Genomic DNA, 18,853 nt, shown 5'->3' on the forward strand with positions numbered 1-18,853 from the left:
GTGGTTCAACACCCCATGGATATCAAATTCACCCACCGGCTGTCATACAAGCAAGCCAAGCTGACTGTGCTGGTCGGTTTCATTCTGGGCACGCTGCTCAGCCTGCTGCAAATAAGCATCGATTATGCCAGCGAAGACGCCTCCATCAACCGCGAAATACGGTCTTTGCTGGAAATCAGCCATAATCCCGCCTCGCGCATCGCCTACAACATCGACGCCGAACTCGCCCAGGAACTGACCCTGGGCCTGCTGCGCTCACCGGCGATCATCAGCGCTAAACTGACCGATAACCGTAATACCGTGCTGGCCAGCGTCAAGCGTTCAGGTACGCAAAGCGGTTATCGAGTGATCAGCGACTTCCTGTTCGGCGCCCATCGGCACTTCGAAGACCGCCTCTTTCTCGATCACCTGCCAAACGAATCCCTCGGGACCTTGCAACTGGAAGTCGATACCTACGCCTTCGGTAGCCGCTTCCTGCGCCGGGCCGAAGTGACGCTGCTCAACGGCTTCGCTCGAAGCCTGATCCTGACAGGCATTCTGCTCGCGCTGTTCTACGTGATGCTGACCAAACCCTTGGTGCAGGTCATTCGCGAACTCAGTGGCCGCGATCCGCGTAGCGTGGAGCCACCCAGAGTTGAATGCCCGCCGGGGCATGAAAACGATGAAATCGGCGTGCTGGTCAAAGCCGCCAACGAACAATTCGAAAACACCGCCACCGAAATCCATCAACGACGCAACGCCGAAAACCGCCTGACCGACTACCTCAGTCAACTGGAAAGCATCGTTTCGACGCGTACCGCTGAGCTCAAGGCAACCAATGCCAGGCTCAGCCAATCCAATCGGGAGCTGGAAATCGCACGCACCACCGCCATCGATATGGCCGAAGCACGCTCAGTGTTTGTGGCCAACATGAGCCATGAAATACGCACGCCCCTCAACGGCCTGTTAGGGATGATCGCGCTGTCACTGGACGGCCCGCTCACTGCCGAGCAGCAGCAACAGCTGTCGATCGCTCATGACTCAGGCAAAGTGCTGGTCGAACTGCTCAACGATATTCTCGACCTGTCGAAATTCGATGCCGGTCAGCTTGAACTCGAGCACATTCCCTTCGACCTTGGCTCGTTGGTCGAAGACACCGCCAACCTGTTGTCCCAGAATGCGGCGCCGAGCGTGGAGCTGACGTGCCTGATCGATCCGCAATTTCCGGCGCAGGTGCTGGGGGACCCGACCCGAGTGCGGCAGATCGTCAGTAATCTGTTGTCCAATGCGCTCAAATTCACCCGCTTCGGTCGGGTCGACTTACGTCTGTCTACGTTCGCAGAGGGCGTCAGAATCGAGGTCTGCGATACCGGTATCGGGATCGCCCAGGATGCCCAGGTCAAGATCTTCCAGCCGTTTACCCAGGCCGGTGCCGGTATTACCCGGCAGTTTGGCGGTACGGGGCTGGGCCTGGCCCTCACCTATAACCTCTGCGAAGCCATGCAGGGACGTCTGACGATCAGCTCGCAAGCCGGTTTCGGCAGCCAGTTCTGCGCCGACCTGCCGCTGCCCGCCCACACCAGCGCCATGTCCCCGGCACCGCTGTCCGGCAAGGTCGTTGCGATTACCGCCGCCAGTAGCGGGCTTGCAGAACTGTTGAAAACCCTGTTACCCGCGTGGGGGCTCGACTATCAACAGCGCTCCATGGATGACTCGTTGATTGGCCTTGAGCCTGATGTCTTGATCACCGACTGCCCCGAATGCCTGTTTGGTCTGCGCCCCACCCTCGCTGCACCGATTCTGCTGGTAACCGCTTATGGCAACTTCATGCCCAGCGAACAGGCGAGCGCCCTCGCGCCCTTGCAGCAACAGGCACGACCGCTGGCGCGCAATGCGCTATACCAGAACTTGCGGCGAGTCTTGCAGCCGGAAACCACAATGATCAACGGAGCGCGGGTCGAAGTCGTGCCTCACCAGCGGCGTGGCCGCGTATTGCTGGTCGAGGACAACCCGGTCAATCAAATGGTGGCCAAGGGCATGCTGGGAAAACTCGGCTGTGAAGTCATCGTCGCCGCCCACGGTGCCGAAGCGCTGGATCAGCTTGAGCACACTGACTTCGATCTGGTGTTGATGGACTGCAACATGCCCGTCATGGACGGCTACGAAGCGAGTCGGCAAATTCGTCGCAGCGGGCGCTGGCCGCAGCTACCCATCGTCGCGCTGACCGCCAACGCGATGTCCGAGGAACGCGAACGCTGCCGCGCGGCGGGCATGAACGACTACTTGGTCAAGCCCTTGCGCCGCGAAGAACTGGCCGCCTTGCTTGACGTGTGGGTTGCGACTACGACAGCGCTTTGATCTGCCCTAACAACTGATCAAGGCCATCACGCAGATCATTCAGACGATCCAGATCCACCCCGCTGTCGCACAACAGGCGAGTCTTGAGCGGGCCGACCTGATCACGCAACGCCTTACCGGACGGTGACAGGCTAAGGTGCACTTCACGCTCATCGCGAGCCGAACGCTGACGCTGCACCAACTGCAATTGCTCAAGTCGCTTGAGCAATGGCGTCAAGGTGCCGGAATCCAGCGCCAGGCGTTCGCCCAACGCCTTGACCGTTGGCTGCTCGGGGGCCGCCTCCTGCCATTCCCACAACACCAGCATGGCCAGGTATTGCGGGTAGGTCAGGCCGAGTTGGTCGAGCATCGGTTTGTAGGCACGAATCACTGCCCGGGAAGCGGCGTACAGCTTGAAGCAGAGCTGACTGTCAAGCTTCAGGGAATCGACGGACATGGTGTTCATTTGAGCAGGGCTTCGATCTCGCGGCTCAGGTCCTGAGGCTTGGTCGCCGGGGCGAAGCGCTTGACCAACTGACCGTCCTTGCCAATCAGGAACTTGGTGAAGTTCCACTTGATGCCCTGCGAACCCAGTACACCCGGTGCACGTTTTTTCAACTGAACGAACAATGGATGGGCGTCGGCACCGTTGACTTCGATCTTCTTGAACAGCGGGAAGCTGACACCGAAGTTCAATTCGCAGAATTCGGAAATGGCGTCTTCGTTGCCGGGTTCCTGTTTGCCGAACTGATTGCACGGAAAGCCGAGGACCACCAGCCCTTGGTCCTTGTAGGTTTGCCACAACTCTTCCAGACCCTTGTATTGCGGGGTGAAGCCGCACTCGCTCGCGGTATTGACCACCAGCACGGCTTTGCCGGCGAAATCAGCCAGGGTCTTTTGTTCACCCTTGATGGTGGTGCACGGGATGCTCAGCAGGTTGTCGCTCATGACTTGGACTCTTAATGAAAGGAGATAGGCCAAACATAGCGAGCAATTGAATTGTGTGCAATTTAATAAATCAATCTGACTGATTGGGGGCACGACAATCCCTGTAGGAGCACGGCTTGCCGGCGATGGCGTCCTTGAGATCGACATCGCCGGCAAGCCGTGCTCCTACAGGGCTCACATTATTCGCGCGGCACCAGGTCCAGACACACCGAGTTGATGCAATAACGCAGACCGGTGGGTGGCGGGCCATCCGGGAACACGTGCCCAAGGTGTGCATCACATTTGGCGCAGACCACTTCAGTGCGGATCATGCCGTGGCTGACGTCACGGATCTCGACCATCGCACTGTCGCCGATCGGTGCGTAGAAGCTCGGCCAGCCGCAGCCGGAGTCAAATTTGGTTTTTGAATCGAATAGCGGTTCGTTGCAGCAGATGCAATGGTAAACACCGTCAGTCTTGGTGCCGTTGTATTTACCGGAAAACGGTCGCTCGGTGCCTTTGAGGCGGCACACGTTGTACTGCTCCGGGTCGAGCATCGCCTTCCATTCTTCCAGGGTTTTTTCCAACTTTTCCATCATCACACCTCAGCAGCTGAAAAAGCCCGATCTGTACCTTTTCCACGGATCGGGCGGCACGTATGATTGCGCCTCGTCAAACGCCAGTCTGGCAGCCAGACCACGCGCATTCAAACGGATTTATGGGTGCTGCATTTCAAGGCGTCAGGCCTGTGTGAATACGCAGGATTCCCAGTACGGTAGTTCATACACCGCCTGGATCGTTCATTTTCGGGATCACATCGCCATGCAGGTCAGCAAATCGAACAAGCTCGCCAACGTCTGCTACGACATTCGCGGCCCAGTGCTCAAGCACGCCAAACGCCTGGAAGAGGAAGGCCATCGCATCCTCAAGCTGAACATCGGCAACCCGGCGCCTTTTGGTTTCGAAGCGCCGGACGAAATCCTCCAGGACGTGATCCGCAATTTGCCGACCGCCCAGGGCTATAGCGATTCCAAAGGCCTGTTCAGCGCGCGCAAGGCCGTGATGCAGTACTACCAGCAGAAGCAGGTTGAAGGCGTCGGCATCGAAGACATCTACCTGGGTAACGGCGTTTCCGAGCTGATCGTGATGTCGATGCAGGCCCTGCTCAACAATGGCGACGAAGTGCTGGTGCCGGCCCCGGACTATCCGCTGTGGACGGCCGCAGTCAGCCTGTCGGGCGGCAACCCGGTGCATTACCTGTGCGATGAGCAAGCCAACTGGTGGCCGGACCTGGCCGACATCAAGGCCAAGATCACCCCGAACACCAAGGCCCTGGTGATCATCAACCCGAACAACCCGACCGGCGCGGTGTATTCAAAGGAAGTGTTGCTGGGAATGCTGGAACTGGCCCGTCAGCACAACCTGGTGGTGTTCTCCGACGAGATCTACGACAAGATCCTGTACGACGACGCCGTGCACATCTGCACCGCTTCCCTGGCCCCGGACCTGCTGTGCCTGACCTTCAACGGTCTGTCCAAGTCCTATCGCGTGGCGGGCTTCCGTTCTGGCTGGATCGCCATCTCCGGCCCGAAACATCACGCGCAGAGCTACATCGAAGGCATCGACATGCTGGCCAACATGCGCCTGTGTGCCAACGTGCCGAGCCAGCACGCGATCCAGACCGCACTGGGCGGCTATCAGAGCATCAATGACCTGGTCCTGCCCCAAGGTCGCTTGCTGGAACAGCGCAATCGCACCTGGGAACTGCTCAACGACATTCCGGGCGTGAGCTGCGTCAAGCCGATGGGCGCACTGTATGCGTTCCCGCGAATCGACCCGAAAGTCTGCCCGATCCACAACGATGAAAAGTTCGTGCTCGACCTGCTGCTCTCCGAGAAGCTGCTGGTTGTTCAGGGCACCGCCTTCAACTGGCCTTGGCCGGACCACTTCCGCGTGGTGACCCTGCCGCGCGTGGATGATCTGGAAATGGCCGTTGGCCGGATCGGCAACTTCCTCAAGTCCTACCGCCAGTAAGGGGTATCTCACCGTGCGACTTTTTGAAAAAGTCGCACGGCGATTAATTCAGCAACATATCTTTGCGCCCTGCCGTACACCCTTGTTTCACGCCATGCCTGATCACTTGTTGGGTGCTCGCGCCTAACAACCACAGGGGCTTGCCCAGCGCTGTGCCTGTCAAACCCGTCCCATGCCAGCGTCGGAAATGCCCTGCAAGCGACTACACTGTTGCCGTAGGAAACAGTTTGAAATAGTCACCCGGTTGAATAGCCCGATACATCACCTTATATACCCCGCAGTACGCTACATCTTTAGCAAAAGGAGATTTCTACAACCATGATGCGCATCCTGCTGTTTTTGGCCACTAACCTGGCGGTCGTGCTGATTGCCAGCATCACCTTGAGCCTTTTCGGCTTCAACGGGTTCATGGCGGCCAACGGGGTTGATCTGAACCTCAATCAGCTGCTGATTTTCTGTGCGGTCTTTGGTTTTGCCGGTTCGCTGTTCTCGCTGTTCATCTCCAAGTGGATGGCGAAGATGAGCACCAGCACCCAGATCATCACCCAGCCGCGTACCCGTCACGAGCAATGGCTGCTGCAAACCGTCGAGCAATTGTCCCGGGAAGCAGGGATCAAGATGCCTGAAGTCGGGATCTTCCCGGCCTACGAGGCGAACGCGTTCGCCACAGGCTGGAACAAGAACGACGCACTGGTCGCGGTCAGCCAAGGCTTGTTGGAGCGTTTCTCGCCAGATGAAGTGAAAGCCGTTTTGGCTCACGAAATTGGCCACGTGGCCAATGGCGACATGGTCACCCTGGCGTTGATTCAAGGCGTGGTGAACACCTTTGTGATGTTCTTCGCACGGATCATCGGCAACTTTGTCGACAAGGTGATCTTCAAGAACGAAGAAGGCCAGGGTATTGCCTACTACGTGGCAACCATCTTCGCCGAACTGGTCCTGGGCATTCTGGCCAGCTCCATCGTCATGTGGTTCTCGCGCAAGCGTGAATTCCGTGCCGACGAAGCCGGTGCACGCCTGGCCGGTACTGCCGCGATGATCGGCGCATTGCAACGCCTGCGTGCCGAACAGGGCCTACCGGTGCACATGCCGGACACCCTGAACGCCTTTGGCATCAACGGTGGCATCAAGCAAGGGTTCGCCCGGATGTTCATGAGCCACCCACCGCTGGAAGAGCGTATCAACGCGCTGCATCGACTTCAGCGCTGATTGTTCAGCAATAAAAAAGAAGGCCCGCAGTGATGCGGGCCTTTTTTTATTTACTGCATTGATTCAGTGTTCTTCCGGCCCTCATCGTCGGAACGCCGCCCGGAGCCGGCTCGCTCCCACAGGGGAATGCATTCCAATGTGGGAGCGAGCCTGCTCGCGAAGGGGCCAGCAAACTCAGCGAAATTTAACTGCTGGAAACCCGATACACCCGCTCCTCAAGCCGAGTGACACCCGCCTCCAGGAATTTCCCGCTCGCACTCAGAACATCCTGATCTTCCAGGATCTTCAGTGCCCACGATCCACCGAACAACCGCTTTACTTCGTCATCCAGCACAGCAAACGGCGGGCCGTCCATTTGCGTCTGGTCGTAGTCCAGGGTAATCAACAACCCCAGCGACTCCTTCGGCAAAATCCGCGTCAGGTGCGCGGCGTACTGCTCACGCATTTTCGGTGGCAAGGCAATCAACGCGGCGCGGTCGTACAGTGCGCTGCAGTCGGCGACATCACCGGCCGTCAATTCGAAAAAATCACCACACCACAACTCGATAGAACCCGCGCGGTAAACCTTGAAAGGCCCTTGCTCACTGACGTCAGGATCAAACTGATGCTCATTGAAGAAATCCTCAATGGCCTTTTCCGAGAGCTCAACGCCCAATACCTCATGGCCTTCGCGTGCAAGCCACAACAAATCCAGACTCTTTCCACACAGCGGCACCAGTACGCGCGCGCCGTCTTCCAGACCCAATTGTGGCCAGAAACGCTGCAGATGAGGATTCACCTCCGGCAGATGAAAGCCGATCTGATTCGACGCCCATCGTTTGTGCCAAAACTCCGGCTGCATAATTAATCCCGAAAATTCGATCAAAAGACCCTAAAACTTATATTAGATTTAGATCAATGATCTGACTGAAGATGACGCCATCTTACCCCTCAGGAGCTCTTTCATGTTCCCCAGCCTGTACATATCCCATGGCTCCCCCATGCTGGCACTGGAACCGGGGGCCAGCGGGCCGGCTCTCGCTCGATTGGCCGCCGAACTGCCGAAACCAAAAGCCATCGTGATTGTATCTGCGCATTGGGAAAGCAATGAGCTGCTGGTCAGCGGCAATCCCCAGCCGGAAACCTGGCACGACTTCGGTGGCTTTCCACAGGCGCTGTTCGACGTTCAATACCCGGCACCCGGCAATCCCCAATTGGCGGCGGAGGTTGTCGAATTACTGAAGGCCGCCGATCTGCCAGCACGCATCGATGCCAAGCGCCCGTTCGACCACGGTGTCTGGGTGCCTTTGACGTTGATGTATCCGCAAGCCGATATCCCCGTTGTGCAAGTCTCGCTGCCCACGCGTGGCGGCCCTGCCCTGCAAACCCGCGTCGGCCATGCCTTGGCCAGCCTGCGTGAGCACGGCGTGCTGTTGATCGGCTCTGGCAGCATCACGCACAACCTGCGTGAACTGGATTGGCACGCGGGCCCGGAAAGCGTCGAGCCGTGGGCCAAATCTTTCCGCGACTGGATGATCGAGAAACTCGCGGCCAACGACGGAGCGGCGCTGCACGATTATCGTCAGCAAGCGCCGAATGCCGTGCGCAATCACCCAAGTGATGAGCATTTGTTGCCGTTGTACTTTGCTCGCGGGGCTGGGGGTGAGTTCAGCATTGCCCACCAGGGTTTCACCATGGGTGCGCTGGGTATGGACATTTATCGCTTTGGCTGACCGGTAGACCGAGTTGCCCCCTTCGCGAGCAGGCTCGCTCCCACAGGGAAACGCACTTCAAGGTGGGAGCGAGCCTGCTCGCGATGGGCGCGACTCCGCTCGAAAGCCCAGCACCAATAAGCAGGCAAAAAAAATCCCCGAACCAGTCGGGGATTTTTTATGCGCAATCAATCAGCTCAAGAGCGGATTAATCTTCGCGATAGCGACGCAGCTTCAACTGCTTACCGGCAACGCGAGTGTCCTTCAGTTTGGTCAGGAGCTTCTCCAGACCATCTTCCGGCAACTCGACGAGGCTGAAGCTGTCGCGCACCTGGATGCGACCGATGGCTTCACGAGCCAGACCACCTTCGTTCAGGATGGCGCCCAGCAGGTTCTTGGCAGCGATACCATCACGCGCACCCAGCGCGGTACGGCAACGAGCACGACCTTCGGCCAATGGAACCGGAGCACGACGCTCACGATCACCACGGTCCGGACGATCACCGGTACGCTCTGGACGATCGCCACGCGGTGCGTTGTTCGGCACCAATGGACGTTCTTTCTCGATCGCGGCCAGGGTCAGCGCCTGAGCGTTGGTTGCCTTGCGCAGCAGAGCAGCGGCCAGTGCACGCGGGGTGCAACCGATATCGGCAGTCAGACGATCCAGCAGATCACCGTGAGTCGATTCGGCATCGGCAACCAGCGGCGACAAGCTGTTGGTCAGTTTCTTGATGCGGGCATCGAGAACAGCCTGAGCGTCCGGCAGGCGAACTTCGGCAACTTTTTGACCCGTTACACGCTCGATCACTTGCAGCATGCGGCGCTCACGCGGAGTCACCAGCAGCAATGCACGACCTTCGCGACCGGCACGGCCGGTACGGCCGATACGGTGAACGTAGGATTCCGGATCGTACGGCATGTCAACGTTGAACACGTGAGTGATGCGCGGAACGTCCAGACCACGAGCGGCAACGTCGGTCGCCACAACGATGTCCAGACGGCCATCCTTGAGGGAGTCGATAACGCGCTCACGCTGGTTCTGAGCAATGTCACCGTTCAGCGCAGCAGCTTTGTAGCCTTTGGCTTCCAGGGCACTGGCCAGGTCCAGGGTCGCTTGCTTGGTGCGCACGAACATGATCAGGGCGTCGAAATCTTCCACTTCCAGCAGGCTCAATACAGCCGAGGTCTTCTGGTCAGCGTGAACCAACAGGTGAGCCTGTTCGATCGCGGTAACGGTCTGAGTCTTGGTCTGGATCTTCACGTGTTGCGGATCGCGCAGATGGCGTTCGGCAATGGCACGGATCGACTGCGGCAGGGTGGCCGAGAACAATACGGTCTGACGGGTTGCAGGCAAGGCCTTGAAGATAACTTCGAGGTCGTCCATGAAACCCAGTTTGAGCATTTCGTCCGCTTCGTCGAGAACCAGGTGGTTCACGGTCGACAGGACTTTTTCGTCACGACGCAGGTGGTCGCACAGACGGCCCGGAGTGGCGACAACGATCTGTGCGCCATTACGGATTGCTTTCAGTTGTGGACCCATAGGGGCGCCGCCGTAAACGGCCACAACGGTAACGCCCGGCATTTGCTTGGCGTAGGTTTCGAAAGCGGTTGCTACTTGCAGCGCCAACTCACGGGTTGGCGCCAGGATCAGGGCTTGCGGCTCGCGCTTGGCAGGATCGATGCAATGCAGGATAGGCAAGGCGAACGCGGCGGTTTTACCGGTACCGGTTTGCGCCTGGCCAATCATGTCTTGGCCGGCCATGATGATCGGGATCGATTGCTGCTGAATAGCCGAAGGCTCTTCGTAGCCAGTCGCAATGACGGCTGCAAGAATATTCGGATTAAGATTAAAAGCGGCGAAGCCGCCGGTTTCCTGGGTCATGGGTCTGCCTCTAAGTGCATCCGCAAAGACCCATGCTCCAAAGCTGCGCATGCCGTGTAAGACTCAAGAGTCGCCCTGGCTGCTTTGTCGGCGGGGATTTGCGAAAACGAATGAATGAAAAAGATTCGTCAAGGGAGAGTCCGCTGTGCGGACGTGCAGCCGAAGCTGACTTCGGGGAATTGCGCTACCTAAACGCGGCCCGGTTAAAGGCCGGCGCGCACTATACCGGAATTCGCCCAAAAAGGGAGCATTATTTGTCGGAAAACTGACGGATACACCGTTGTGTCACAGGCTTTGCGGATAATCGTGCAACGGTCTATTTTTCAAAGGCCCGGCCCTGCTGGCGATGGCGCTAAAACGGTTCATCGTTATCAGGTAGTCCTGCGGTCTGACACCCCCTTCCCGCCCGAGGATTTGCTCCATGAATCAGCCCGCTTGCAGTCGTGTCACCCGCGAACGACACGGTCATGTCCTGATGATCGGCCTAGACCGGGTGGCCAAGCGCAATGCCTTCGACCTTGAGCTGCTCAACGAACTGAGTCTGGCCTATGGCGAGTTCGAGGCTGACATCGACGCGCGGGTCGCAGTGGTGTTCGGCCATGGCGAACATTTCACCGCTGGGCTCGACCTGGTCAGCGCCAGCGCGGCATTGGCCGAAGGCTGGCAAGCACCGCCGGGGGGCTGCGATCCGTGGGGTGTTTTTGCCGGCCCCCGAGTCAGCAAACCGGTGATTGTGGCCGCGCAGGGCTACTGCCTGACCATCGGCATCGAATTGATGCTGGCCGCCGACATCAACCTGTGCGCCAGCAATACCCGATTCGCCCAGAAAGAAGTGCAGCGCGGTATTTTCCCGTTCGGCGGCGCGACATTGCGTCTGCACCAGGTGGCTGGCTGGGGCAATGCGATGCGTTGGCTGCTGACCGGTGACGAGTTCGATGCGCATGATGCGTTGCATCTGGGATTGGTGCAGGAAGTCATGGCCAGCGAGGATCTGCTGCCACGGGCAATTGAATTGGCCGAACGGATTGCCAGCCAGGCGCCGCTTGGCGTGCAGGCGACGCTGATGTCTGCGCGTCAGGCACGTTATGAAGGGGAAACCGCAGCGGCGCAGGCGTTGCCGCCACTGGTGAAGAAGTTGATGGCGAGTGAGGATGCCAAGGAGGGGGTGCGGTCGATGGTCGAAAAACGGCCGGGCATCTTCAAAGGGCTTTAGTTTTGTGTTGGCTTTGAGGACCTCTTCGCGGGCAAGCCTTGCTCCTACAGGTTGTGCGTAACCCTTGTAGGAGCAAGGCTTGCCCGCGAAGAGGCCATTAAAGACAACACATCAAGTCGCCGGGCGAATCGCCTTGATCAACGACTGCAACGAATACCCCAATTGCGGTGCCAGCCCTTCAGCCCGAGCAACAAGCCCGTCCATATCCAGTTCCTGATCCAGCCCCGACGGCACGATCAGAATCACATTGCCCTCCTTCACCGGCAACTCCCAGTAATGCCGGTGATAAAGCCCACGCAACAACGCGGCACCCAATGGTTTGCCATCATCGGTGGCCCATTGGTTGATCACCAGCCAGCCACCCGGATTCAGGCGTTTCTGACAGTTTTCCAGAAAGCTCCAGGCCAGATGCCCGACACCCGGCCCGACATCGGTATAAAGGTCGACGAAGATCAGGTCCGCCGGCTCAGCGGTATCGAGTAGCTCCAGCGCATCACCGACGCGGATGTACAGCCGGGGATCGTCATCCAGCCCGAGGTATTCGATGGCCAGACGTGGCACGTCGGGGCGCAATTCAATCGCCTCGACGTCTTCAAGCGGCAAAAACTTGAGACACGCCTGGGTCAGCGTGCCCGCGCCAAGCCCCAGAAACAGCGCGCTTTCCGGCTGCTCGTGACACAGCGCACCGATCAGCATCGCCCGGGTATAGTCGTACTCGAGCCAGCTCGGATCAGCGGTAAAGACGCAGCTTTGCTCGATTGCATCGCCGAACTCCAGAAAACGGTAATCGGCCACTTCCAGCACGCGTATCACGCCGAACTCATCCTGTACCTCGGCGAGCAGATGCTCGACGCGCTCCTCAGTCATTTCGTCTCCTGATCGTTGCCGCGCCGGCATGTGATAAATAAACAGCAGCGCAATAAAACCGCGAGCGGGCGCGGCAAAGGCGCGATTGTCCGCGAAGCGACGGGAACAGGTCACGCACTAATTGCTGATAACATAACCGTCCGAGCGTAAAACACTAGAGAACGTGATGAGCCAACCCTGGAGCCCTGACAGCTGGCGCGCCCTGCCGATCCAGCAACAACCCCACTACCCCGACGCCGCGCATTTGCAGCAGGTCGAGCAAACCCTGGCCAGTTATCCGCCGTTGGTGTTTGCCGGTGAGGCCCGGGAGTTGCGCCGTCAGTTTGCCGAAGTGACCCAAGGGCGCGCGTTTCTGTTGCAAGGTGGCGATTGCGCCGAGAGCTTTGCCGAGTTCTCCGCCGCGAAAATTCGTGACACGTTTAAAGTCCTGCTGCAAATGGCCATCGTCATGACATTCGCCGCCGGTTGCCCGGTGGTCAAGGTCGGGCGCATGGCCGGTCAGTTCGCCAAACCGCGCTCAGCCAATGACGAAACCATCGACGGCGTGACCCTGCCCGCCTACCGTGGCGACATCGTCAACGGCATCGGTTTCGACGAAAAAAGCCGCGTGCCGGACCCGGAACGCCTGCTGCAGTCCTACCACCAGTCCACCGCGACCCTGAACTTACTGCGCGCATTCGCTCAAGGCGGGTTTGCCGACCTGCATCAGGTGCACAAGTGGAACCTGGACTTCATCGCCAACTCGGCACTGGCAGAAAAATACAGCCACTTGGCCAACCGCATCGATGAAACCCTGGCGTTCATGCGCGCCTGCGGCATGGACAGCTCACCGCAACTGCGCGAGACCAGCTTCTTCACCGCCCACGAAGCACTGCTGCTGAACTACGAAGAAGCCTTCGTGCGGCGCGACAGCCTGACCAACGATTACTACGATTGCTCGGCGCACATGCTGTGGATCGGCGACCGCACCCGTCAACTCGATGGCGCACACGTCGAATTCCTGCGCGGGGTGAATAACCCGATCGGGGTCAAGGTCGGTCCGAGCATGAACCCTGAAGACCTGATTCGTCTGATCGACGTGCTGAACCCGGACAACGATCCGGGTCGCCTGAACCTGATTGCGCGCATGGGCGCCAACAAGGTCGGCGATCACCTGCCGGCATTGATTCGCGCCGTACAAAGCGAAGGCAAGCAAGTGCTCTGGAGTTCCGACCCGATGCACGGCAACACCATCAAGGCCAGCAGCGGCTACAAGACCCGCGACTTCGCGCAGATCCTTGGCGAGGTGAAGCAGTTCTTCCAGGTTCACCAGGCGGAAGGCAGTTATGCCGGCGGTATCCATATCGAGATGACCGGGCAGAATGTGACCGAATGCATTGGTGGGGCGCGGCCGATTACTGAAGACGGATTGTCGGACCGGTATCACACCCATTGCGATCCGCGGATGAATGCTGATCAGTCGCTGGAATTGGCGTTTTTGATTGCTGAAACCCTGAAGCAGGTTCGGCGCTAAATCGCGTTGAGCCCATCGCGGGCAAGCCTTGCTCCTACAGGTTGTGTGTTGTTCGCCTGAACGACCTCAATCCGTAGGAGCAAAGCTTGCTCGCGATGGCGTCATCTTAAACACCACTGAACTGCACCAACGCCACCCGCAATCTCGCCGCACTCGCTCTCGGGCAATTCAACTGCACCTGCTCAAGCCCCAACCAATCCGCCATCCGCCGCAAATTGACCGCCAAAGCCTGCATCCCTTCGTCATCCAGCCCCGGCTCTTCCTCATGTACCGCGTGCACCGCCAACCGCCCCAACGCTCTTTCCGCCCGCAGATCCACCCGCGCGGCAATCCGTTCGTTGTGCAAAAACGGCAACACGTAATAGCCGAAAACCCGCTTGTCCTGCGGTGTGTAAATCTCCAGCCGATAGCGGAAATCGAACAGGCGCTCGGTACGACTGCGTTCCCACACCAGCGAATCAAACGGTGAAAGCAACGCACTGGCCTCGACCTTGCGCGGTACTTTCGGCTCGGGCAGGCAATACGCCGGTTGCCGCCAGCATTGCACTTCGCAGGTCAGCAACTCCCCCGCCTCGACCAGTTCAGCCAGACGCGGACGACTGTCTGCCGGGCTCAAGCGAAAATAGTCCCGCAAATCCTTTTCCGTGCCGACACCCAACGCCATCGCCGCGTGCAATAACAACCCGCGTTGTGCCTCGGCCTCACTGAGCAAGGGTTGCTGCAAAATGGCCGAAGGAATTACCCGCTCCGGCAAATCATAAAGTCGTTCGAACCCCCTGCGCCCCGCCACCGTCACTTCACCGGCGGCAAACAACCATTCCAAAGCATGCTTTTCCGCGCTCCAGTCCCACCACGGCCCGGCCCGCTCCTCACGGGTCGATAGACTCCCGGCACCCAGCGCGCCGAGTTCTTCGACCGACGCCAGCACCCGGCGAATCGTGTCCTGCTGTTCGCGTCCGAAACGCGCCAGTTGCTGATAGATGTCTTCGCCGCGACTCGCGCGCTGCATGCGCCAGCGCATCAGGGGATACATCGACAACGGCAGCAACGACGCTTCGTGCCCCAATATTCAAACAGAGTGCGACGCCGGCCCTGACTCCAGGCGGCCTGGTCGAGCAAATCAGAGGAGTAGTTACCGAGGCGGGAAAACAAGGGAAGGTAGTGCGAACGCACCAACGCATTGACCGAATCGATCTGCAAAATGCCCAGCCGTTCGATCAGCCGGTTGAGTTGAACCGGTTTGATCGCCGCTGGCGACTGGCGCCCGTTGAACCCTTGGGCAGCCAGTGCCAGACGTCGAGCCTGTTTATTGGAAAAGGACAACGTTGCGGGCATGAATACCTCCGTGTCTGCTCGCAACCTACCTCACCAAAGAGGGGTTTGTGTAGCAATGGCCTCATCATTTATGCATCGGATCATCCCAGAACGGTCTGACCGATTCATGTTCAACATCGGCGCGACTCATGCCGATGTCCTTCAGTGCTTCATCGCTCAAACTCGCCAGCAGCTCGCGCTCACGATGAAGTTCGTACCAGCGACTAAACTTGTGCAGCAGATCAGATACCACGTGGGTTGAAAATTTTTGTTCCGTTACATGCTCGTTATGACCTTTCATCTTGTTGTCCTCCGTTGGGGATGGCCCAAGTCTCGCCCCAGCGATAAGATCAATCCAACGAATGTTTCTGATGGTAACCATCTCGGAGATTGATGGATGTCGGCTTTCCCCAGTATCGATACGGATGTGCTGCGTACCTTTGTCGCCATCGCCGACCAGGGCGGTTTTACCCGTGCCGGTGAATTGGTCAATCGCACGCAGTCGGCGGTGAGCATGCAGATGAAACGTCTGGAAGAGGACGTGTTGCAGCGCCAGTTGTTCGAACGCGATGGGCGACAGGTCAAACTGACCGCCGAAGGCCAGGTTTTGCTGGGGTATGCGCGGCGCATCCTCAAACTCCACAGCGAAGTTTTCAACACGCTGCGTGAGCCGCACATGGTCGGCACCGTGCGCATCGGTACGCCGGACGATTACGTGATGCGTTTTCTGCCGGGGATTTTGTCGCGCTTCGCCAAGAGCTATCCACTGATCCAGATCGAAGTTCACTGCGAATCATCAAAACAATTGCTGCAACGTCAGGATCTCGACCTGTCCATCGTCACCCGCGAGCCCGGCACCGAGATTGGCCAGTTGCTGCGCAAGGAACGTTTTGTCTGGGCCGAGGCGCAATGCTACAGCGCCCATGAGCAGACGCCGTTGCCTCTGGCGATGTTCAACAGTGATTGTTTCTGCCGGTTGTGGGCGTGCAATGCGCTGGATGCGCTGGGCCGCGACTACCGCATTGCCTACAACAGTTCGAGCCTGTCGGCGTTGATGGCCGTGGTCAGCGCCGGGTTGGCGGTGACCGCGCAACTGGAAAGCCTGATCACCCCGGACATGCGCATCCTCGGTGACGCCGAAGGCCTGCCGCAGTTGCCGGAAGCCTGCATCATGCTCGTGCGCAACCTGCACAACCCGTCACCGATCACCGAGTGCCTGGCCGAGCACATCGTCGAAGGCTTCAAGCTTTAAACGCGAGCATCACCGCGCAGAACACCAGAAAGCCGCAGAACAACCCGCGCAGCAGTCGCTCCGGCAGGGCGTGGGCGATCTTCACCCCCCAACTGATGCTCATCAATCCGCCAATGGCCAATGGCACTCCAATCAGCCAGTCCACCTGATGGTGCACCGCGTAAGTCACCAGGGTGACGCCCGTGCTGGGTAACGCCAGCGCCAGCGACAACCCTTGGGCCACCACTTGGCTGGTGCCAAACACACTGGTCAACACCGGTGTCGCCACCACGGCCCCGCCCACACCAAACAAACCGCCCATGGTCCCGGAGGCCGCTCCGAGCACACCCAGCCATGGCCATGCGTAATGCATCTGCGCAGAGGCCGGTGTGTTGGCGATAAACATGCGCACCAGGTTGTAGGCCGACAGGGCCACCAGAAACGCGACAAAGCCGATTCGCATGGTTTGCGCGTCGATGCCGACCGCCCAGATCGATCCGATCCAGGCAAAGCAGAAGCCCATCGACGCCAAGGGCAACGCGTGGCGCAACTCAATGCGATTGCGCTGGTGATAGCGCCACAGCGCCAGCATAACGTTAGGCACCACCATAACCAGCGCCGTACCTTGGGCGATTTGCTGATCGAGCCCGAACAGTACGCCCAGCAGTGGAATCGCGATCAAGCCGCCGCCGATGCCGAACAACCCGCCCAGGGTGCCCAGAGCCACGCCAAATACCAGGTACATCACGAACTCGATCACAGGCGATTTCCCTTTTGTCAGGGTGTTCATCCTACGCAGGCGGCGATGGCGCGGAAACGCACTTGCCTGCGCCATCCCGGACTATTTGCAACGCCGCGGCGTACCGACCGAGCCGGCGCAGCTAGTCGATCACGACGGCCTCGATTGGGATGGCCTGGCCCCGCCCTTCGCCTGGCGCTTCGAACGCGATGGCCAGATGCATTTGCACCGCCCGGCGCGGATCCRCATGAGCGCCAACAATGCCGAAGCGCTGGTTTGTGGCGCTTTGGCCGGGCTGGGTATCGCCCACCTGCCGACCTGGCTGGCGAGCGAATACCTTCTGCGAGGAGAACTGCTGCCGCTGTTTTGCGAAAACGGCCTGCCAACACCGGAAACCGCCGGCATCTATGCCTTGCGACTGGCGCAACAGCCCAACTCGCGCAGCCGCTTGTTGCTGGAATACCTGAAGACACGCTTCAGCCCTGTCCCGCCGTGGGATCTGGCGCTGCAAAACACCCTGGATCGCCACTAGTCCAGAATTATCTGGCGCATTAAAGATTCGCCCGCTAGATTCTGAGGATTACCGATCAAGGCTTTTGAAATGACCACCGAACGCGACACCCTGGATAACTGCGAACACCTGCTGCTGGATAATCAGGCCTGCTTCGCCCTGCACTCGACTTCGCTGCTGATGACCAAGGTCTATAAACCGCTGCTGCAAGCGCTGGGCCTGACCTATCCGCAATACCTGGCGATGATGGTGCTGTGGGAGCGCGATGGTCTGACCGTCGGTGAAATCAGCACGCGACTGCTGACCGATCCCGGCTCACTGACCCCGCTGCTCAAACGCCTGGAAGTCGAAGGTCTGCTCAGCCGCACCCGCAGCCGCGAAGACGAACGAGTGGTGATCGTCGAACTCACCGAACAGGGCCGCGCCTTGCGGGACAAGGCCCGCAACATTCCGCAGTGCATCCTCGGTGCCAGCGGGATGACGGTGGAGCGATTGAACAAACTGCAAGCGGAACTGCAAGTGCTGCGTAGCAATCTGCAAGATAGTCTCTGATCTTCAAATCAACCTAGATCACCTGTGGGAGCGAGCCTGCTCGCGATAGCGTTGTGACAGTCTGAAAAATGGTTGACTGACACACCGCTATCGCGAGCAGGCTCACTCCCACATTGGTTTTGTGCTGCCCCTTCCAGCCTCGTTCGCCCCTCCCGCGAAAAATTTTCACTATTGAAAATCCCGCCTCGACAGCTCTAGCTCAGCCCTTCACCTCGCTCACCACAATTCGAGGCAAAATTTTTCAAAAATTTATCTTGCGAGCTAAATACTTGCACGATACATTCATCTCGCACTTACTTAGCGCGCAAACATTTAGCGCAAAAAACCAAAACCCGAACGAGGCTCACACCATGCAAACTCTCTACACCGCAATCGCAACCTCCACTGGCGGCCGTGATGGTCGTGCTGTTTCCAGTGACAACATCCTCGACGTCAAACTCGCCACCCCGAAAGAACTCGGTGGTGCGGGCGGTGCAGCGACCAACCCTGAGCAGCTGTTCGCAGCCGGCTACTCTGCCTGCTTCATCGGCGCCCTGAAATTCGTCGCCAGCCAGACCAAACGCACCATTCCCAACGACGCCTCGATCACTGCTCATGTCGGCATCGGCCAAATCCCTGGCGGTTTTGGTCTGGACATCGACCTGCACATCAGCCTGCCAGGCCTTGAACAAGCCGATGCGCAAACCCTGGTCGACGCCGCCCACCAGGTCTGCCCGTACTCCAACGCCACCCGTGGCAACGTCGATGTGCGCCTGCACGTCACAGTCTGACGGCCAGCGGTGCAAAGAGCTCAAGCAACACCTGAAGTAACACCGCCCACTGTAGGAGCACGGCTTGCCGGCGATAGCGGCCTC

Annotated in this window: 17 protein-coding genes and 2 pseudogenes; 10 read left to right on the forward strand and 9 right to left on the reverse strand. The window is 58.8% G+C overall.

Going from position 1 to position 18,853, the window contains the following annotated elements; genetic code table 11:
- The first annotated feature begins 15 nt into the window (after positions 1-15).
- The gene (locus AC1DWM_RS10040) at positions 16-2,337 is read left to right on the forward strand and encodes a hybrid sensor histidine kinase/response regulator (protein WP_477795124.1); all 2,322 of its coding nucleotides are present in this window, start codon (positions 16-18) and stop codon (positions 2,335-2,337) included.
- Here the strand turns inward: AC1DWM_RS10040 and AC1DWM_RS10045 are convergent.
- From AC1DWM_RS10045 to msrB, 3 genes are all read right to left on the reverse strand, one after another.
- Entirely contained in the window at positions 2,321-2,782 is a 462-nt protein-coding gene (locus AC1DWM_RS10045) for a MarR family winged helix-turn-helix transcriptional regulator (protein WP_223519217.1), read from the reverse strand. The genes AC1DWM_RS10040 and AC1DWM_RS10045 overlap by 17 nt on opposite strands.
- Complete coding sequence (locus AC1DWM_RS10050) at positions 2,779-3,264, reverse strand: glutathione peroxidase (protein WP_223519214.1); 486 nt, start codon at positions 3,262-3,264, stop codon at positions 2,779-2,781. The genes AC1DWM_RS10045 and AC1DWM_RS10050 overlap by 4 nt, the downstream gene beginning before the upstream one ends.
- 179 nt (positions 3,265-3,443) lie before the next feature.
- The gene (gene msrB, locus AC1DWM_RS10055) at positions 3,444-3,839 is read right to left on the reverse strand and encodes a peptide-methionine (R)-S-oxide reductase MsrB (RefSeq protein WP_223519212.1); all 396 of its coding nucleotides are present in this window, start codon (positions 3,837-3,839) and stop codon (positions 3,444-3,446) included.
- A gap of 226 nt (positions 3,840-4,065) precedes the next feature.
- Between msrB and AC1DWM_RS10060 the strand changes: the two genes are divergently transcribed.
- Positions 4,066-5,277 (forward strand): pyridoxal phosphate-dependent aminotransferase, encoded by a 1,212-nt coding sequence (locus AC1DWM_RS10060; protein WP_007943708.1) that lies wholly within the window; start codon positions 4,066-4,068, stop codon positions 5,275-5,277.
- Between the two features lie 318 nt (positions 5,278-5,595).
- Positions 5,596-6,486, forward strand: a complete 891-nt coding sequence (htpX, locus tag AC1DWM_RS10065; protein ID WP_027925729.1) for a protease HtpX — start codon at positions 5,596-5,598, stop codon at positions 6,484-6,486.
- A 184-nt stretch (positions 6,487-6,670) separates the two neighbouring features.
- Here htpX and AC1DWM_RS10070 read toward each other — a convergent pair whose 3' ends face one another.
- Positions 6,671-7,327 (reverse strand): thiopurine S-methyltransferase, encoded by a 657-nt coding sequence (locus AC1DWM_RS10070; RefSeq protein WP_223519210.1) that lies wholly within the window; start codon positions 7,325-7,327, stop codon positions 6,671-6,673.
- Between the two features lie 103 nt (positions 7,328-7,430).
- Here AC1DWM_RS10070 and AC1DWM_RS10075 point away from each other — a divergent pair, with 103 nt between their 5' ends.
- Entirely contained in the window at positions 7,431-8,198 is a 768-nt protein-coding gene (locus tag AC1DWM_RS10075; protein ID WP_223519208.1) for a DODA-type extradiol aromatic ring-opening family dioxygenase, read from the forward strand.
- Positions 8,199-8,385: 187 nt separating this feature from the next.
- Here the strand turns inward: AC1DWM_RS10075 and AC1DWM_RS10080 are convergent, their stop codons facing one another.
- Positions 8,386-10,059 (reverse strand): DEAD/DEAH box helicase, encoded by a 1,674-nt coding sequence (locus AC1DWM_RS10080; protein ID WP_223519206.1) that lies wholly within the window; start codon positions 10,057-10,059, stop codon positions 8,386-8,388.
- Positions 10,060-10,480: 421 nt separating this feature from the next.
- Here AC1DWM_RS10080 and AC1DWM_RS10085 point away from each other — a divergent pair, with 421 nt between their 5' ends.
- Positions 10,481-11,272 carry a crotonase/enoyl-CoA hydratase family protein gene (locus AC1DWM_RS10085; protein ID WP_452625516.1) on the forward strand — a complete coding sequence of 264 codons (792 nt, stop codon included), beginning with the start codon at positions 10,481-10,483 and terminating at the stop codon, positions 11,270-11,272.
- 111 nt (positions 11,273-11,383) lie between these two features.
- On the opposite strand, the gene AC1DWM_RS10090 is transcribed toward AC1DWM_RS10085, so the two are convergent.
- Positions 11,384-12,139, reverse strand: coding sequence for a spermidine synthase (locus AC1DWM_RS10090; protein ID WP_477795125.1), 756 nt, complete (start codon positions 12,137-12,139; stop codon positions 11,384-11,386).
- A gap of 166 nt (positions 12,140-12,305) precedes the next feature.
- Here AC1DWM_RS10090 and AC1DWM_RS10095 point away from each other — a divergent pair, with 166 nt between their 5' ends.
- Positions 12,306-13,652 carry a class II 3-deoxy-7-phosphoheptulonate synthase gene (locus AC1DWM_RS10095; protein WP_223519200.1) on the forward strand — a complete coding sequence of 449 codons (1,347 nt, stop codon included), beginning with the start codon at positions 12,306-12,308 and terminating at the stop codon, positions 13,650-13,652.
- Between the two features lie 106 nt (positions 13,653-13,758).
- On the opposite strand, the pseudogene AC1DWM_RS10100 reads toward AC1DWM_RS10095, so the two are convergent.
- Together AC1DWM_RS10100 and AC1DWM_RS10105 are read right to left on the reverse strand one after the other, a co-directional pair.
- Positions 13,759-14,987, reverse strand: a pseudogene (locus AC1DWM_RS10100) (winged helix-turn-helix domain-containing protein).
- Positions 14,988-15,051: 64 nt separating this feature from the next.
- Complete coding sequence (locus AC1DWM_RS10105) at positions 15,052-15,267, reverse strand: DUF1127 domain-containing protein (RefSeq protein ID WP_223519196.1); 216 nt, start codon at positions 15,265-15,267, stop codon at positions 15,052-15,054.
- Between the two features lie 96 nt (positions 15,268-15,363).
- Here AC1DWM_RS10105 and AC1DWM_RS10110 point away from each other — a divergent pair, with 96 nt between their 5' ends.
- Complete coding sequence (locus AC1DWM_RS10110) at positions 15,364-16,218, forward strand: LysR substrate-binding domain-containing protein (RefSeq protein WP_223519194.1); 855 nt, start codon at positions 15,364-15,366, stop codon at positions 16,216-16,218.
- On the opposite strand, the gene AC1DWM_RS10115 is transcribed toward AC1DWM_RS10110, so the two are convergent.
- Positions 16,208-16,957 (reverse strand): sulfite exporter TauE/SafE family protein, encoded by a 750-nt coding sequence (locus tag AC1DWM_RS10115; RefSeq protein ID WP_223519192.1) that lies wholly within the window; start codon positions 16,955-16,957, stop codon positions 16,208-16,210. The genes AC1DWM_RS10110 and AC1DWM_RS10115 overlap by 11 nt on opposite strands.
- Positions 16,958-17,018: 61 nt before the next feature.
- Here AC1DWM_RS10115 and AC1DWM_RS10120 point away from each other — a divergent pair.
- The 3 genes and pseudogenes from AC1DWM_RS10120 to AC1DWM_RS10130 form a co-directional block, all read left to right on the forward strand.
- A pseudogene (locus AC1DWM_RS10120) lies at positions 17,019-17,468 on the forward strand (LysR substrate-binding domain-containing protein); the annotation flags it as partial.
- 69 nt (positions 17,469-17,537) lie between these two features.
- Positions 17,538-17,999: a MarR family winged helix-turn-helix transcriptional regulator gene (locus AC1DWM_RS10125; protein ID WP_223519190.1), complete on the forward strand. Its 462-nt coding sequence runs from the start codon at positions 17,538-17,540 to the stop codon at positions 17,997-17,999.
- 350 nt (positions 18,000-18,349) lie between these two features.
- Complete coding sequence (locus AC1DWM_RS10130; protein WP_223519188.1) at positions 18,350-18,769, forward strand: organic hydroperoxide resistance protein; 420 nt, start codon at positions 18,350-18,352, stop codon at positions 18,767-18,769.
- Positions 18,770-18,853 lie beyond the last annotated feature (84 nt).

The organism is Pseudomonas sp. P4_C8 (genome assembly GCF_056401975.1).

Excerpts from the sequence above, each read along its gene's own strand:
- AC1DWM_RS10075 (WP_223519208.1), top strand. The coding sequence starts at position 7,431 with ATGTTCCCCAGCCTGTACATATCCCATGGCTCCCCCATGCTGGCACTG.
- AC1DWM_RS10060 (WP_007943708.1), top strand. The coding sequence starts at position 4,066 with ATGCAGGTCAGCAAATCGAACAAGCTCGCCAACGTCTGCTACGACATT.
- AC1DWM_RS10070 (WP_223519210.1), bottom strand. The coding sequence starts at position 7,327 with ATGCAGCCGGAGTTTTGGCACAAACGATGGGCGTCGAATCAGATCGGC.
- AC1DWM_RS10125 (WP_223519190.1), top strand. The coding sequence starts at position 17,538 with ATGACCACCGAACGCGACACCCTGGATAACTGCGAACACCTGCTGCTG.
- AC1DWM_RS10050 (WP_223519214.1), bottom strand. The coding sequence starts at position 3,264 with ATGAGCGACAACCTGCTGAGCATCCCGTGCACCACCATCAAGGGTGAA.
- AC1DWM_RS10090 (WP_477795125.1), bottom strand. The coding sequence starts at position 12,139 with ATGACTGAGGAGCGCGTCGAGCATCTGCTCGCCGAGGTACAGGATGAG.
- AC1DWM_RS10080 (WP_223519206.1), bottom strand. The coding sequence starts at position 10,059 with ATGACCCAGGAAACCGGCGGCTTCGCCGCTTTTAATCTTAATCCGAAT.
- AC1DWM_RS10045 (WP_223519217.1), bottom strand. The coding sequence starts at position 2,782 with ATGAACACCATGTCCGTCGATTCCCTGAAGCTTGACAGTCAGCTCTGC.
- AC1DWM_RS10130 (WP_223519188.1), top strand. The coding sequence starts at position 18,350 with ATGCAAACTCTCTACACCGCAATCGCAACCTCCACTGGCGGCCGTGAT.
- htpX (WP_027925729.1), top strand. The coding sequence starts at position 5,596 with ATGATGCGCATCCTGCTGTTTTTGGCCACTAACCTGGCGGTCGTGCTG.
- AC1DWM_RS10095 (WP_223519200.1), top strand. The coding sequence starts at position 12,306 with ATGAGCCAACCCTGGAGCCCTGACAGCTGGCGCGCCCTGCCGATCCAG.
- AC1DWM_RS10040 (WP_477795124.1), top strand. The coding sequence starts at position 16 with ATGGATATCAAATTCACCCACCGGCTGTCATACAAGCAAGCCAAGCTG.
- msrB (WP_223519212.1), bottom strand. The coding sequence starts at position 3,839 with ATGGAAAAGTTGGAAAAAACCCTGGAAGAATGGAAGGCGATGCTCGAC.
- AC1DWM_RS10110 (WP_223519194.1), top strand. The coding sequence starts at position 15,364 with ATGTCGGCTTTCCCCAGTATCGATACGGATGTGCTGCGTACCTTTGTC.
- AC1DWM_RS10085 (WP_452625516.1), top strand. The coding sequence starts at position 10,481 with ATGAATCAGCCCGCTTGCAGTCGTGTCACCCGCGAACGACACGGTCAT.
- AC1DWM_RS10105 (WP_223519196.1), bottom strand. The coding sequence starts at position 15,267 with ATGAAAGGTCATAACGAGCATGTAACGGAACAAAAATTTTCAACCCAC.